11 protein-coding genes, 1 tRNA gene and 1 riboswitch are annotated in these 15,389 nt (G+C 46.6%); of the genes, 6 read left to right on the top strand and 6 right to left on the bottom strand.

Annotated features, from left to right (window positions below; translation table 11 throughout):
• Window positions 1-204: 204 nt before the first annotated feature.
• Window positions 205-1,518: a TRZ/ATZ family hydrolase gene (locus tag Q7V32_RS12435; RefSeq protein WP_304897302.1), complete on the bottom strand. Its 1,314-nt coding sequence runs from the start codon at window positions 1,516-1,518 to the stop codon at window positions 205-207.
• A 59-nt stretch (window positions 1,519-1,577) separates the two neighbouring features.
• On the opposite strand from Q7V32_RS12435, the gene mtnA reads away from it, so the two are divergent.
• Together mtnA and cysZ are read left to right on the top strand one after the other, a co-directional pair.
• The gene (gene mtnA / locus Q7V32_RS12430) at window positions 1,578-2,621 is read left to right on the top strand and encodes an S-methyl-5-thioribose-1-phosphate isomerase (protein WP_304897301.1); all 1,044 of its coding nucleotides are present in this window, start codon (window positions 1,578-1,580) and stop codon (window positions 2,619-2,621) included.
• On the top strand, window positions 2,612-3,340 hold the full coding sequence (cysZ, locus tag Q7V32_RS12425; protein WP_304897300.1) for a sulfate transporter CysZ: 729 nt from the start codon (window positions 2,612-2,614) through the stop codon (window positions 3,338-3,340). The genes mtnA and cysZ overlap by 10 nt, the downstream gene beginning before the upstream one ends.
• A gap of 392 nt (window positions 3,341-3,732) precedes the next feature.
• Here cysZ and Q7V32_RS12420 read toward each other — a convergent pair.
• Both Q7V32_RS12420 and Q7V32_RS12415 read right to left on the bottom strand, forming a co-directional pair.
• A tRNA-Ser gene (locus Q7V32_RS12420) sits at window positions 3,733-3,823 on the bottom strand.
• 170 nt (window positions 3,824-3,993) lie between these two features.
• Window positions 3,994-5,898 carry a transketolase C-terminal domain-containing protein gene (locus Q7V32_RS12415; protein WP_304897299.1) on the bottom strand — a complete coding sequence of 635 codons (1,905 nt, stop codon included), beginning with the start codon at window positions 5,896-5,898 and terminating at the stop codon, window positions 3,994-3,996.
• A 793-nt stretch (window positions 5,899-6,691) separates the two neighbouring features.
• Between Q7V32_RS12415 and Q7V32_RS12410 the strand changes: the two genes are divergently transcribed.
• The gene (locus tag Q7V32_RS12410) at window positions 6,692-7,273 is read left to right on the top strand and encodes a hypothetical protein (protein ID WP_304897298.1); all 582 of its coding nucleotides are present in this window, start codon (window positions 6,692-6,694) and stop codon (window positions 7,271-7,273) included.
• A 480-nt stretch (window positions 7,274-7,753) separates the two neighbouring features.
• Entirely contained in the window at window positions 7,754-9,415 is a 1,662-nt protein-coding gene (locus tag Q7V32_RS12405; protein WP_304897297.1) for a putative transporter, read from the top strand.
• A 36-nt stretch (window positions 9,416-9,451) separates the two neighbouring features.
• On the opposite strand, the gene Q7V32_RS12400 is transcribed toward Q7V32_RS12405, so the two are convergent.
• Together Q7V32_RS12400 and mepA are read right to left on the bottom strand one after the other, a co-directional pair.
• Window positions 9,452-9,805, bottom strand: a complete 354-nt coding sequence (locus Q7V32_RS12400) for a hypothetical protein (protein WP_304897296.1) — start codon at window positions 9,803-9,805, stop codon at window positions 9,452-9,454.
• Between the two features lie 241 nt (window positions 9,806-10,046).
• Window positions 10,047-10,895, bottom strand: coding sequence for a penicillin-insensitive murein endopeptidase (gene mepA, locus Q7V32_RS12395; RefSeq protein WP_304897295.1), 849 nt, complete (start codon window positions 10,893-10,895; stop codon window positions 10,047-10,049).
• A 497-nt stretch (window positions 10,896-11,392) separates the two neighbouring features.
• Window positions 11,393-11,605, top strand: a riboswitch (cobalamin riboswitch).
• A 101-nt stretch (window positions 11,606-11,706) separates the two neighbouring features.
• On the opposite strand from mepA, the gene Q7V32_RS12390 reads away from it, so the two are divergent.
• Entirely contained in the window at window positions 11,707-13,551 is a 1,845-nt protein-coding gene (locus Q7V32_RS12390) for a TonB-dependent receptor domain-containing protein (RefSeq protein ID WP_304897294.1), read from the top strand.
• A gap of 47 nt (window positions 13,552-13,598) precedes the next feature.
• Complete coding sequence (locus tag Q7V32_RS12385; protein ID WP_304897293.1) at window positions 13,599-14,189, top strand: hypothetical protein; 591 nt, start codon at window positions 13,599-13,601, stop codon at window positions 14,187-14,189.
• 73 nt (window positions 14,190-14,262) lie between these two features.
• Here the strand turns inward: Q7V32_RS12385 and Q7V32_RS12380 are convergent, their stop codons facing one another.
• Window positions 14,263-15,057: an RMD1 family protein gene (locus Q7V32_RS12380; RefSeq protein WP_304897292.1), complete on the bottom strand. Its 795-nt coding sequence runs from the start codon at window positions 15,055-15,057 to the stop codon at window positions 14,263-14,265.
• Window positions 15,058-15,389 lie beyond the last annotated feature (332 nt).

The following is a 15,389-nucleotide window of genomic DNA, read 5'->3' as shown; positions in this document are numbered from 1 at the left end:
CTGATTATAAAGATGCTTCAGCAACAACGTCTTTCCGGCAGGGATTGCCGGAATCCAGAGTACAAGGATGTGTTCGGTGCTTGCCATCCATGGCATCTGGATCTCGGCAATCCCTGCCGAGATGACGATTTTTGACAGAGCTGATTAATCTTTATAATCATGAAATCATTTGGCCCACAAAAGAGGGGCCGTCTGGCTCATTAATTAGCCTTTGGCCAGGCGCACCTGCCATTCATTAATTCTCATTGTCAGATCAGTGACTGACAGGGTCGTGAGTTGCTGTTGCTTCAGAAGCCGCTTGCCGTTAACCCATACATCGGTTACGTGTTCCCGCCCCGCTGCATAGACGATTTGAGACACCGGGCAATAAAGCGGTTGAGTTTCCAGTTGCGATAAATCGATGGCAACCACATCAGCTGCTTTACCGATCTCCAGTGAACCGGTTTCGCTATCAAGTCCCAAGGCTTTAGCGCCGTTGAGCGTTGCCATTCTTAAAGCGGTTGCTGCCGGAACCGCGCTCGCATCCTCAGCAACGGCCTTGCCGAGCAGGGCGGCAGTGCGCATTTCGGAAAACATGTCCAAATCATTGTTGCTGGCAGCGCCATCGGTGCCCAGTGCGACGTTGATTCCGGCGTTCAGGCATTTGGCGACAGGACAAAAGCCGCTGGCCAGTTTTAGGTTCGATTCCGGGCAGTGAACGATATGAGCACCGGCACCGGCAAATAACGCAATTTCCTCATCAGTCAATTGCGTCATATGAACAGCGATCAGCGAGGGATTGATCAGTCCCAGTTCATGCAGACGCTGGATCGGGCGTTTGCCGGTTTTCTTTTGTTCATCTTCAACTTCGTGCCGGGTTTCGTGAACATGCATATGAACCGGTATGTCCAGCTCATCAGCCAAGGTTCTGACTTTTTGTAAAGGCCAATCTGATACCGTATAAGGCGCATGAGGAGCAAACGGCATGCTGATCAGCGGCTCGTGCCGGAACTCATCATACAGAGCGAGTCCTTTTTCAAGATAGTGATCACTGTTGTCGGCCCACGCCGAAGGGAAATCTATCAGTATCAAACCGATGGAAGCACGTATGCCATGCTGAATGGCTTGCTGTGCGGCAATCTCAGGGAAAAAGTACATGTCATTGAAACAGGTCGTGCCGCTGCGGATCATTTCGGCAATAGCCAGGTCCGTACCGTCCCGGACAAAGGCCTTGCCCATCCACTGTTGTTCCAAAGGCCAGATGTGATGCTGCAGCCAATCCATCAGCGGTATATCGTCCGCTATGCCGCGCATCAGTGACATTGCGGCGTGCGTATGGCTATTGATCAGACCCGGGATCAGCGCATGCTTATCCATTCTTTCAACTGTCCGGCCCTGATATTTCGAACTGACCAGCTCTTCGGGAAGCAAATCGATTATCCTGCCATCGTCAATGACCAGCGTATGGTTTTCATAGGTTACGGATGCCGGTTCAACGGGTATAATCCAACGTGCATGGATGAGAATATCGACGTTCATGTGCTGTTCCTGAATCAAGTAGCAGAATTATAACTTTTTTAACCTTGATTGAATCAATAATGAATGAACAAACTCAATTGACTGTGCAAGCTTTGCATTGGACAGGTCATTCCCTGAAAGTACTGGATCAGCGTTGTTTGCCGCAAACCATCATTTATCATGAATATTCGGATGCCGACGGCGTTTTTAAGGCGATCAAAAGTATGGAAGTGCGAGGCGCTCCAGCAATTGGTATTGCTGCAGCCTACGGCGTGGTTTTGTCAGTTCGTCAGCATTCTGAACAATCAAGCGATAACTGGCGTTCAAAAGTTGCCGAAGATATAGCCAAACTGGCACAGTCGCGTCCAACTGCAGTCAACCTGTTCTGGGTTTTAAATCAGATGACCGAGCTGCTGAGCCGGATTCAGGGCAATCCCGGCGATGAATTTTTACGTTTGGCCAATAAAATCCACGAGGATGATATCAGTGCGAATCATAAAATGGCTGAGTTCGGTGCCGATATCATCGGCAACGCAAAAGGCGTTATGACGCATTGCAATGCCGGAGCTCTGGCCACCGGCGGCTACGGAACGGCATTAGGCGTGATTCGCAGCGCCTATAAACGAGGACTGAAATCAATCTATGCTGGTGAAACCCGGCCCTGGCTACAAGGCGCCCGATTGACGGCATGGGAACTGGCTCAGGACGGCATTCCTGTAACCCTGGTTGCCGATTCCGCGGCAGCTTGGCTGATGAAATCAGGTGCTATCGAATGGATTGTCGTCGGAGCCGACCGGATTGCTGCAAACGGTGATACGGCCAACAAAATCGGCACTTATTCATTGGCCGTACTGGCCAAACAACACGGCATTAAACTGATGATTGCCGCGCCGACATCCACCATCGATTGGTCTCTTGAAAACGGTAACACCATCGAAATAGAACAGCGCGAAGCCAAAGAACTCCTTCCTGAATGTTATGAGCAAGCGGGCTCGCTGGTCACTGCCTGGAATCCGGTATTTGACGTTACTCCAGCGGAACTGATTGCGGCAATTGTGACCGAAAAAGGGGTGGTTTTGAACCCCGGTGAAAAAGGCATCAGGAGTTTACAGGCATGCGCTTGATCACTAATAACAACCCCATGGCCGGCTTCGGTTATTTGGTGAAAGGTCTGAAATGGCTGACTAAGGCAGAGTTGCGCCAATTTATCCTGATTCCGTTTGCCATCAATCTGGTTCTTTACAGCACGCTGCTTTTTCTTGCCTATACCTATATCGATGCGTTGATTCAGCACTTTATTCCGGACTGGTTAATCTGGCTGAACTGGATAGTGTGGCCTTTATTTTTTGCCGGTTTTTTTGTAATTGGTTTTTTTACGTTCACGCTGATAGCAAATCTGCTGGCCGCGCCTTTTTATGGCGCTTTGTCGGCAAAAACGACACGGCTCGTAAAAACCGATTCATCTTTTGTCAAGGAACCTCCGGTAGTCAAGGTTGTTCTGGCTGAATTGGGCAGAGCCCGTTATTTACTGCTCAGAGCCTTACCTTTGCTTGTTATTTCGGTTATTCCGGGCATCAACATTGTTGCACCTGTGTTATGGGGCCTATTTGGCGCATGGGCCATGGCGATGGAATATTTTGCGTATCCATTGGAAAACGCAGGTATTTTATTTGCAGGGCAAAAACAAATTCTGTCGCGTTACAGACTAAGCACGCTGAGTTTCGGCGGTTTGGTCATGCTGGGTCTTACCTTGCCGCTGCTCAATATTTTAATCGCTCCGGCGGCGGTAATAGGAGCCTCGTTATGGGCTCATGATATGGATTTAAGTCAGCCGGAAACCTGATTGCTGATTGATCATCGATTTCAAATCACATTTTCTTTTAGTCGGTATTTCGCTAGATATTGCGAAAGGCTCTGGTTGAGTCTGTCTAAAAACGAGTCAAGTACTTTTCGTCGAAAATCTCAGTCGAACTGAATGATAAGTGGCATTGTGATTTTGCGTCGTGATATTTGGCAAAATCCTCAGTTAAACGGGTTGGATTTTACGAAATAGGATAAAAACAGGTTAACTGATTTATTTGAAGCGCGTTCAACGGTTGTATACTGGGTCGGGTAGTTGCAGACGCTGGCGGATCTATGGTTGGATTTGTTTGCTTTGGAATAAGCGGGGTGGGATTGAATACTTGCTTAATGATGCTGATTTATTTTTATCATCAGCACTCTAAAAAAGAGTCTTGGCGGAGAGACAGAGATTCGAACTCTGGGTGGGCTATTAACCCACGACGGTTTTCAAGACCGCTGCCTTAAACCACTCAGCCATCTCTCCACAGGCCGCATATAATAACTGAATCGATTATTTATTCAAGCCTTTTTTGCTTTATCTTGAGCATAATGACTTGAAAGAGAACTTTCCGGCGTTTGAAGCGCTGAAATAGTGACTTGATTTGTTCTTAAAAAACAGGGCGCATGACTGCGCCCTGTGAATCATTGCCTGGATTAACCTTTCAGCAAGTCTTTGGCTTTAGCCATGATGCCGGCAGGGTCGATGCCTTGATGCGGGAACTGTTCCCATAAACCGCCGCAGCCTTCTTTGTGTGTGGCGATATGGGCGTACTTTGGCGTATGGCCACGTTCCAGTAACCAGGAGCCGAAACGACTGCCTAAACCCGTCTTGCGGTTGAAGGCTTCTACGACCATTACCATCGGTGATTGGCCGATTTTAGCCAGCATATCTTCATCGATTACGTTCAATGTAGGTTTGTTGATCAGGCCGACATCAATGCCTTCCTGTTTCAAGCGCTCAACGGCATCCAGTGCGCGATATAAAGACTCACCAAAGCTGACGATATAGCCTTGTGTACCTTCACGAATCACTTCGTCTTTGCCGGAAACAAATTTGTAATCGCCGCCGAAAAATTCCTTACCTTCGCTGTCCAGAATCAACGGGACTTTGGAGCGAGTAGAGAAGACGAAACGCAAACCCGGATCAAAGAAAATGGTTTCCATACAGGCTTTCATCTGATTTGGATCCGCAGGGAAATACAGGTTGGTCGCATATCCATCACTCAAACCGTTATCGGCAAACATGTTGTTCAAACCGAAATGGCAGGTGTTGTCAGCCATATCATCAATACCGGAGTGCGAGAAATGACTCAGAACATTTGAGTTATTCAAGCGAGCCATGGTGATTTCGGAAATACACATTTCCAAAAAGGCACTGAAGGTACCGAAAATACCTTGTTTGCCTGCTTCCATACCGAAACCGGCTGCAGCAGAGAAGTTGCCGCGTTCCATGATGCCGGACGAAATAAATATTTCAGGATAAGCGTCATGAATTTTCTTTAAGCCACATGAACCTTCAAGGTCGCTGTCGATAACGCGGACTTTCTCAACGCGTTCTGCTTCACTCAGACGGCTTAATATGGCCACTGCGGCATCGCCGAAAACGTTACGGTTGGCATCCCATTTGTCGCTGGAGCCCAGGAAAGTGTAATCCTGTTTCGGTGCCTGTATAGACTTCAGATGATCGGCAGCTGCCTGTTGACCATTCGATTCCAGATATTCAACCGCCAGTTTGACCGAGATGACATCATGGCCGTGAGTTGAGCCTTCCAAGCCTTTTATGCCTGGGCACATAGGGCGGTGGTTGATAATGGCAACCGGGCCTTGAGTGTTGATAGCGGTAACGATGCGACTGTACAAGCCGTCAATATCTTCGCCATCGCCTTCAAGTACGGTTAATCCGTGTCCGGTCAATGTTTTGGCGGTACTGCAGCCACCCAGGTAATGCGAGGGATGGCCTGCGATTGTGACATTGTTATCGTCAATGATCAGTTTGACATTGAGTTGTTGAGCCACGGCTAAACGTGCTGCTTCAGCATCATTGCCTTCTTGTTGTGAGCCGTCAGAACCCAGGCAAAATAATGTTTTGGTCGGGTTGGCCATGGCTACACCGTTGACATAAGGCCACATGTGACCTAAACGACCTGAGCTGAATTTTACACCTGGAGTGAAGCCCAGTTCAGGGTGGCCCGGCAGATGAGAATGCGCTTCACGGTAACGCATTAATTGTTCGGCAGGCAGGTCGCCGTTTAAAGTAGACATCAGGTATTGTGTGGCGACACGGTGTCCGGCTTCATCGAAAAAAATCGGCACGAATTTGTCGTCGGAACCACGAAACAGCGCGTCAAGAATCATGACTTCCGGCACGGTATCAAAAGGCCCGCCGGTATGTCCGCCTACACCTCTGGCCGCGCCAGTTGCAGTGAAGAATACGATGGCATCGCGACATAATTTGATATTGGCTTTGAGTGCTGATTTTTGTTCGTCTGTGAGTTTGTTGCTGCTTGGATCAAGGGAAATGCGTTGGTACGCGCCGAGATCAATAGGAAATTTAGACATAGTTTATTCTTCTTGTGGGTTGAGGTTAGAAATAGATAGCCAGGTTTAACTCAGTATTTTTATCAGTGAATGAAAAAAACTGAAGAAGCGAACTCATCCCGGAGAATAATTGAATTATGCCTTGTTTACCTGAGCCAGCCGTTGTGCGAGTCATTTTCCGTCAGCGTCTGAGTATTGTCTTCAGTGCCCGGATGTCCCTTTGAAAATGATCCTTGAAAAAACGGACATTACACACTTGCGAGTTAAACAGTGCAAGCAATTTTCGCAACTTATTCTCTAGTTGATACACATTGCGCTTTTGTCGTTGAGAATAAACCGGACAAGGCTGTTTAATAAGCCCGTTTAATTAAGGGCTACGTTGACTTCTGCAATTCCCAGCCAGATAGTTTAAGCGTCATTTTGGGTTGGAATAAGCCCTTCGGGGAACGTCGTAAACCCTTCCAAAGGGGCTTGATAGCAGCATCCCTGTTGCAGACATTCTCAAAAAGCTTCCCTCAGCCCTTTTTTTCCTTAAATTTGAGAATTGCTGCGTTGACTTTTTTCAGTTTGATTTAAGCTCCTAAATTGTATAAAGATGACATACTCTGATCCTCGGGTAAAAGGTGCAAACAGATGCGCTTGATTTTTCTGTAAAGAGCCGTATGTCAAATGTGCTGTTCCATTTATTGCCCGTCAAAAGAGCTTGTACCGCGCGTAACTCTGCCTGATTTTGTCAGGCAAAATACCCCGGCACTGGTCTAAAATTTACAACACCTTGTGATGTTGAATATGCGTATTTAAGAGGAAACCCACTATGAGCTGGAATTTAGACGAAAAAACCAATCTTGACGCATTGATTCAGAACATATACATACAAGAGATAATTTTTATCGTATTGATTGTGTTATGTATTATCAGTGATTTTTTGGGCGAGATTTCCGATCGGACAGTCATTCTTTACTGGTTGCTGATGGCGCCAATATTTTTGATAGGTTCTTTAATTTGTGAAAAAGCAAACCTTCACAAGACGGGGCAAACCGTAGCTCATTACGTTAAATTTGAATGTTTGTTTTGGGGGAGTGCTTTTGTCTCGATCTTGCTGGTATTGCTGTTATGGCATGCAGATCTGATGACTGCCAGAGCAACCGGTTTGGTCATTCATATCGTCCTTGCCCATACGATGTTTTTAACAGGCATGTTACTGGGTGTACGCTTTTATTTGTTGGGGCTGTTTTTATTTTTTATCGCCGGTTTGGATGTTATTTTTGAAGCCGAAGTGGGTGATATTTTTTTAATGGCCGTTCCTGTGGTTATTGTTGGTCTTTATTATGAAAAACATTTTCTTTTCCCCAATCTAAAAAAAATGCATGAGGACCTTTACAAAGATCAGGAATAATCATCAGGTGATTTTTTGGCTCAAGTATTCATTTCTCGTACTGGCCAAAAAATTGGGTGAACCCAGGACGAGACAACTGTTCATCAGGCTAGGAGCTTGATTAACTCATTTAACTCTAAAAGTTAATAAAATGCAGGAAAAGATTCCGGAAATACAGAATTCAGTTGAAATACTGTATTTTTGGTTTCTGTCAAAAACAGGGATGGTGTATTCTATAACCGAATCCAAAATCTGCGGATTTTGTCGATTGGCGATCAATCTGATTTGTAACAATGGGTGCTTCTTGATCGTACACTAATCGACCGTTAGACAAAGGCTGTTTGCAATTGGGTTTGTAACTGTCTTTACCTTCGATTTCTGATGATGCAAAAGCCTCTGTTGTTTACGCGATTTTCCTGCAGTTTGTCTGCCGGTTAAAACCTGTGACAAGTCTTACTGCTTGATTTGATCATCTGACAACTCTTAATCTTTGAAATCACCATGAATTGGCTCATACACCTTTTTAGCCACGAATCTGTTTCTCACTCGTTGTTAGTGATCAGTCTGGTTGTTTCAACCGGACTGTTATTAGGAAGATTGTCCTTGTTCAAAATAGAACTGGGCATAGCCGGGGTATTATTTTCCGGTCTTGCTTTCGGCCACTTTGGCATTACGTTGCCTCAAGAGGTCATGCACTTTCTGCGTGAGTTCGGACTCATTTTATTTGTCTATGCCATTGGGCTCCAGGTCGGCCCCAGTTTTGTCAGCTCATTTTTTCGTTACGGAATCAAGTTGAACGTGATGGCCGCTTCAATAGTGCTGCTGGGGGCTGCGATTACTGTTCTAATCAGTATTTTCGGTGATATTCCCATCCCTGTGGCAGTTGGCTTGTTTTCAGGCGCAACCACCAACACGCCCTCATTGGCGGCTGCACAGGAAATTCTAACAGGCATAGCCGGAATCAATCCTGAAACCTTGAAACTGCCGGGTTTGGGTTACGCGGTGGCCTATCCTTTTGGTATCGTTGGCATCATCCTGTCTATGTTGCTGACTCGAGCGGTTTTTAAAATTAATCTGGCCACTGAATCTGAGGAATTCAGCCGTATACAACAGGAAAACGCCAAAACACCGGTGTGGTGTGATTTAACGGTAGAAAATCCCAATTTGAATAACTTGACCATTGGGCAAGTTCCTTTTTTTGACGCAATGGGCGTGGCTGTAACCCGTATTCTTCATAACGGAGAAGTTAATATAGCGACAAATGACACGTTATTAACTACTGGCGATGCCATTCGTCTGGTCGGCGAAAAAGAAAGCTTGGATAAATTGAAAATTCTGATCGGGCCTGATTCCAGTTTTAACCTGAAAGAAATTGCGACCAATCTTTTCAGCGGCCGTTTTGTCGTTACGCACAAAGATGCAGTGGGTCAGACCGTCAGCAACTTGCGGACAATGTACGGGGTGACTATTTCCAGAATTCACCGTCCGGATGTTGAATTTACGCCTACCGGGTCGGTTCATGTTCATTACGGCGACGAGTTGAATGTAGTCGGAAGCAAGGAGAGTCTGGCGAGTCTTGAAAAAGTATTGGGTAACTCCTTAGAGGTGCTCAGTCATCCGCAGATCGTTCCTATTTTTATCGGCATTACCTTAGGCATTTTGTTAGGCAGTCTGCCCCTTTATGTGCCGGGTATTCCTTCTGCCGTTAAACTCGGCTTGGCGGGTGGTCCGTTGATCGTGGCCATTTTGCTCAGCAGGATCGGCAATTGGGGTACGATGACCTGGCATTTGCCGAAGAGTTCGAACATTATCCTCAAAGATGTGGGTATCGTGCTTTTCCTGGCCTGCGTGGGCTTGAATTCGGGCGACAAGTTTGTCAATACCCTGATCAACGGTGACGGCTTTTACTGGATGGCCTGTGCGGCAATGATCACCATCGGGCCGTTGCTGATTGTTGCCTTTGTGGCGAGGTTCTTCTACCGGGTTAATTTTCTGTCCATGTGCGGTCTGTTAGCCGGCAGTATGACTGATCCACCGGCCTTAGCTTTTGCTAACAGCTTGAATCCCTCTGCGGCAGTGTCAATTGCCTATGCAACAGTTTATCCGCTAGTGATGATCTTAAGGATTATCTCTGCACAGATGATCATTTTATTGTTTCTTTGATAGTTGAGTGGCTGCCCGCAATAGGGGCAGCCTGTCTTACTCTTCCTGTTTTTTTCTGTTGAAGCAACGCATCGTTAAGTAACCCATTAAAGCCCCCCAGAGCAACAGATAACTTTCATGAATCAGCATTTCAAGTTTCAGATTATCCACACTGCGCATATAGTCGGCGATATGGTCGGCAAGCAATAAGGCTACAACCAAATAAAGTGCGATTTTAAGTTTCAATCGGTGTTTGTAGCTTACCCAAATCCCTAAAATGATAAAGCCTGTAAAAAAGCGAATCAGGTTATGAATAAACATTTCCAGATTGATATTTTCCAGTCTTAATGCCGAATCCATAAAATACTGGATAATCAAGCCCAAGATAAAAACGGCTGTCAGTAGTTTCATTTTGTTAATGTCCGCGTTTTAAGTTAATTCATCTTTAGTTTTTAATTGGCGATGTTCACGTTAGCGGTTTAAAGGACATCAACATCGTCATTCCTTATGGATTGCCGGAGCCGATAGACCGCGTAAGCGAATCGGGATCACACCGATGTGAAAGTTCAACGCCATCCATGGCTTCCGGACCCGGCAATCAGCGCCGGGGCGACATCAGTTATTAACGCAAACAGTGCCTTTTCAGTAGAGTTTATTCCGTCAAAACAGCGTTGCATTGTTCTGGTAGTCTCAAGGGTGCCGGCGCTTTTTTCGGAACAGTCGAAGGCGTTTTTGCTTCGGCAGAAAACCACCAATCCAGCGAGGCATCGCAGCCATTGCTGTTGGGCACCGGATCTTGAGCTTTGCAATTAGGGCTGTCTATCGGGCATTTCAAGCGGACATGAAAGTGATCATCATGCGCCCACCAGGGCCGGATTTTTTTTAACCACGGCCGGGCTTCAGGGCCGTTTTTATTACACAATTCCCGCTTGATGGCGGCGTTGACAAAGATACGGTCAACTTCCGGCATCAGCGCTGCGGTTTCCAGTACTTGTTCCATGGCAGGAGACCATTGAGATGGATTGATGGTGTCCGAATGAGGCAGTAAAACAGAGGGTGCTCCCCATTTTTCGCGTTCGCCATGGCTTAATTTTCGCTTGGACGCTTCTCTGGACAACAAAAACCAGATGTCTACGTCCAGGCCGGATTGGTGGCTTCGATGTCCGCTAGGCGTAGGACCACCGCGAGCCTGGCCCAAATCGCCGATCAATAGGGTTCCCCAGTCTTTATCGACGGCGCTGCGGCCCAGTTTTTCTATAAACTGAATCAAATCGGGGTGACCAAAATAGCGTTGACGCGATAACCTCATGACCTGATAACCCTCGCCATTTTCGGGTAAAGTCAAAGCCCCCCGCAAACATCCCGCTGTGTAATCACCAATACTCTCAATGCCATTTACTGTCGGGGTAGGGGAGGTGGCAGTTGCCCAGCGGTTCGCAGCCAGCGAAACAGAAGAGGCGCTCAGTAGGGCCCCGCCTAAAAGACTTAATAACACCTTCATGATTAGTACAAACTCCAATTCAAAATAAATGACGTATCTGCTCACCCCCTCCAATTTTAGTGGGTGTAGGTGGTTGATTGAAAAGGCTTCTGCAACAGGGATGTTGCAGAGAGCTACAAGGACGTATTGATGCGTCCTTTGAAATCAAGCACCTACACCCTTAATTCAAAGCGGGCGAGTAGTTACTAAATGACTTAAAAAACGTGTGCCGGTTAGGCTGAGTCGAAAAAAACTGCTCAATATCACGTTAAATCGCACTTATTGTCCTCTGTCTTTAAGTGTGCGGCAATTCAGTAATTTCCAGTTTGAACTTTTTAGCATTAATTAGGGGCAAGGTAAGTCTGGTGAAGCACGCCGTGAACCCATTCATGGGGGCTTGACGATAGCGATCCTGCTATCGACACCCTCGCCAAACTCACCTTACCCCTTCTTTGGTGTCAAATTGAGAATTGCCGGCGGCAATTCCTTTACTTGCTTTACTTTTGTAAATCCTTATAATTCACGGCCTTCTTTCTGGTGCCCCTTGATTCATATCATTGGGTTAAACGGGAAGTCGGTCAGGTATTCATTGCCAAAGCCGACGCTGCCCCCGCAACGGTAGATAAGTAAAGAATCATCATCAAGCCACTGTGTCTTTTGCATGGGAAGGCGGTGATTCAGGCATACGCCACTTATAAGCCCGGAGACCGGCCCGAGAGTTGATTCGAGACAGCGGCGGGCTGTTTGCGAAAAGATTCCCCTGTGTTTCTCTTTGCCTTGCCTTTTCGCTGTCATTTCCTAAGCTTCATGCGCGGGCGGCGCAGAGGATAAAATGCGAAAACTCATCATTAGTTCATTAATTTTAACCGGTGCGCATCAACCGGTTTTGGCCCAAAAGACAGATTCTGAAGATTCATATAAGCTGCCTAACATGGTGGTCACTGCAACCCGCTCGGAACGGGAAAAAAAGCAGTTAGCGGCCGCTATTACCGTTTTTACCCGTGAAGATATTGAAAAATATCAAGTCAATACCTTGCCTGATTTGTTAAAACGAGCCACCGGTGTCGATGTCGTGCAATCAGGCGGTCTAGGTAAGCCCGCCAGTATTTTCATGCGCGGCACAGAATCGGATCAGGTTTTGGTCTTGATTGACGGTATTCGTTTCGGCTCGGTTACCCTGGGCACCTCTCCTTTTGAAGTGATCCCCATCGACCAAGTCGAAAGGGTTGAAATCATCCGGGGACCACAAGCCAGTCTTTACGGTTCTGAAGCGCTTGGGGGGGTGATTCAAATTTTTACCCGCAAAGGCGCCCAGAAACAAGAGCCTACCTTTACATTGGATGCCGGCGGCGGCTCTTATAATACGGCCAAGGTTTCCGGTACTGTAAGTGGCGAAACTAACGGTACCTGGTACACGCTGGGGGCATCTCATATCAACACCAAGGGCTTTGATGCGAGAGAACCGACTACAGGTTTTTTTGGCGTCAATCAGCCGGACAACGACGGATACTATAATACCGGACTTAACGCCAGGCTCGGACACCGCTTTGACAATAAGGCGGAAATTGAAGCATTTTTCATGCGTTCGGAAGGTAAAAATCGATTTGACGGTTTTAATGAAGATCAAACCGAATTCTTTAATCATGTCGTGGGCCTATCCGGACGTCTTTTTTTAACCGACTATTGGGAGTCCTCGCTACGGTTGGGACAAACCCGGGATGATAATGATAATTTGGATTTGGATGGCAACTTTTCTACCAAATTCAATTCAACCCGCTGGAATGCCACCTGGTTGAATACGTTCAAGTTATCCGATGATCATCAAGTGATTTTGGGTTCCGATTATCGCTATGACGAGGTGGAGAGCACTACTTTGTATACTGAGCTCAGCCGCTACGATGTGGGTGTGTTTGCCGAATGGCAAGGCCGCTTGCTGGATCGGCATTTTCTGACCGCTTCGGTTCGATTCGATGATAATGAAGCGTTTGGCGATTTTGTCAGCGGGAATATCGGCTGGCGGTTTAACTGGGATTATGGCTTAAGCGCATTTGCCAGTTTCGGCAACGCGTTTAAGGCACCGACCTTTAACGAACTTTACTTTCCTAATTTCGGTAATTCCGGTTTATCGGCGGAGGAGTCAACTTCAGTCGAAGTCGGCTTGGCTGGAGATTATGACTGGCTGCGTTGGGAATTGAGGGCTTACCATACCAATATTGACAACCTGATTGGTTTTTCCTTTAATCCCAATACCGGTAACTTCGGGGCTGAAAATACCGATAAAGCCCAAATTGACGGTATCGAAGCCGAAATAGGAACCCAGATACTGGGTGTGAACGCACAATTGGGAATGAGCCTGCTGGATCCTCGTAATCGCTTGACCAATACGCGCTTACCCAGACGATCCAATAAAACCTTGTCATTTGATCTATCCAGGTCGTTTGGCGCGCTGGAAACGGGGGCAACTTTACTCGCTCAAGGCTATCGCTATGACCGGCAGGAAAATACCAATAAAGTCGGCGGCTTTGTCACCGTTGATTTGCGCAGCGCTTATCAGTTCAATAAAAACTGGAAGTTAAGCGGACAATTGAATAATTTACTGGATAAACAATATCAAACCGCCGATACTTTTTACACAGCGGATAGAAACTTTTTCTTATCGATACATTTTACACATTAATTTTTTGGCCAGGGACGGCTATCACTTTCCCATTTTGGAGCTTTACTATGGCAATACCCACATCATCAGCACTCAGTCAGCAATTGGCCAAACCCGGTCCCTTAGCCTTGATCGGCTTAATGGCGATGACCCGCATGGATCATTTCGGTTCGGCTTTTGCCTTACCTGATGCATCGCTGGCAGTTTTTTTTCTCGCGGGTTTGTGGTTTGGCGGCCGCGGCTTGTTTTTGACTTTGTTGGTGCTAGCAGGACTTATCGATTATGTTGCGATAGCCCAGTTAAACGTCAGTGATTTTTGTATTTCTCCGGCCTATGTTTTTCTGGTACCTGCTTACGGGGTACTTTGGGCAACCGGTGCTTACTTTCGCGAAAAAGAGTTGACCGGATTGACTGATCTGACCGGCTTATTCGGGCTGTTGTTTTTGGCGGTCTCACTGGCATTTTTGCTGACTAATGGCAGCTTTTATCTGTTGTCTGACAACGTCAGTAATCGCTCATGGGATGTTTTTCTGAGTCAGTTTACGCGTTACTATCCGCATTATCTGACCGGAACGATGGCCTATGCCGCCGCAATCGTGTTGCCGGTGATTCTGTTTAAAGGAATTATGGCGCACCGCTGGGATTCAAAGTCGTTGTAAACTTTTTGGCAATAATGGATTAACACTGCAAGGATGCAGTAAATGCCTATTTGATTTCTGGATAGTAGCGGAGCTAAAAAATCTTGTCGATCAAGGACATGATGATTTCCACGGCAATCAGCCAAATGATGATCCATTCCAGCGTTGACGAATGCAGATGTTTTTGTTCGTCAGCCAGCATTTCCAACAGTTCATGGATGGTTTCCAGTTTTTTCGACAGCACTTCGGTGCGCTGTTTGATCTCAAGATAATTCGCTGCCATCAAGTAAATCGATTGGTATTCCGGGTGTTCCCAAAAAAACTCGGGCGTATCCAGCAAGTCGTAATTCAGAATAATATCGCTTTTGGTCAAAAACAGCTGGCCCCGAATTTTAGCCATTGCATTTCTGCCCAGTCTGATTTTACCCTCCCGTGCCAACGATTCAGGTAGATGGCTGGTGGCATGGATAGTGTCAATGGCATTACCTTCAAATGCGGCCAGTTTGATTGACTGCGCCATAGCATGAGATAAAGCAACAAAGACTTTGATATCGGCGTATTGCAATTCGATATGATCGTGTTGAATTCGGTCTTGTTCGCAGTTGACCTGATAACTGAAATTATCCTCCTGAGCTTCCGTCTCCGGCTTTACGGCATAATTTAAAAGCATTCTGTGCAGATCCCGCCGGTCGTCCAGATTCACATTCCAGTGAACGACAACGCCATAAGCGAAGACGATAGACACGCCGTTTTTATGATCGATTGCGACAGTATCTCTGAAAGCCTGAGACCGGGAGGTGTCTAGCAACTTTTCTTTGAGTTCGTTAAACACGAATGACTGCGCGAGGCAAACGGTTAGACAACGCTGAATAACTTGATGTGAAGACATTGTACTATCCACCAATTTCAAATGTGCGAAGGATAACATAGAACTATCAACGATTTGGCGAACAATAACGTCCAGAATTCATCTGGCAGGCAGTGTTAATCCCTCTAATGCCTTTAGCACTGTATCGATAGACAGTATTGTAGGAGCGGGCCATGCCCTACAAGCGAGATACGTTCGACAATCAGGCTCAGTCTATTGATACAAAAAGCGTATCTACTCACCCCTCCAATTATAGAGGGTGTAGGTGGTTGATTGAAAAGGCTTCTGCAACAGGGATGTTGCAGAGAGCTACAGGGACGTATTGATGCGTCCTTTGAAATCAAGCACCTACA

Source organism: Methylicorpusculum sp. (genome assembly GCF_030651835.1).
GTDB lineage: Bacteria > Pseudomonadota > Gammaproteobacteria > Methylococcales > Methylomonadaceae > Methylicorpusculum.
The sequence above is the reverse complement of the archived record's forward strand: the minus strand, read 5'-3'. Positions and strand labels throughout refer to the sequence as shown.